The following is a 584-nucleotide window of genomic DNA, read 5'->3' as shown; positions in this document are numbered from 1 at the left end:
AAACCCTTGGCAATTAACCCTAAAACTTCGGTTTCCTTATTAGACAAAACATTTTCACTGATGCTTTGTGCCGACATAAAGTTGATCATTTTTTCAGAAATTTCAGCGCTGAAATATTTTTTCCCGTTAGCCACACTTCTTATCGCAAGGATTAATTCGGCTTCATCTGTATTTTTCAAAAGGTAGCCGTAAGCTCCCATTTTAGCGCATTTTGCAATGTAATTACCATCATTGTGCATCGAAATCACGATAGGCCTGATATCAGAATTTAAAGTTTTTAATTCTTTCAAGACCTGAAAACCATCCATGTTTGGCATTGTAATGTCGAGCAATACAATATCAGCCTCAAATTTGGTGTTTATAAGCTCCATAAATTCAACGCCATCCCCAACGCTTTTAACTATTTTTAGATCGTCATGCTTTCTTAGTAGCTCAGCAAGTCCTTTTCGGAAAAGCTCATGATCGTCCGCTATTATTAATTTGATTTCGTTCATAATTCTATAGGTAATTCAATTTCAAAGGTTGTATTTCCGGGAGCTGCATTGATGGTAATAGTACCATTGCAAATTTCTACACGTTCTTTG

The 584-nt window shown here is 36.0% G+C and carries 1 protein-coding gene; it reads right to left on the bottom strand.

The features are described from left to right. Nucleotides 1–494: response regulator (locus GXM17_RS21455; RefSeq protein ID WP_163401549.1), on the bottom strand; the 494-nt coding region annotated here is incomplete at its 3' end. Nucleotides 495–584 lie beyond the last annotated feature (90 nt).

It is taken from the genome of Flavobacterium fluviatile, assembly GCF_010645065.1.
In the GTDB taxonomy this organism is placed as follows: Bacteria; Bacteroidota; Bacteroidia; order Flavobacteriales; family Flavobacteriaceae; genus Flavobacterium; species Flavobacterium fluviatile.
The sequence above is the reverse complement of the archived record's forward strand: the minus strand, read 5'-3'. Positions and strand labels throughout refer to the sequence as shown.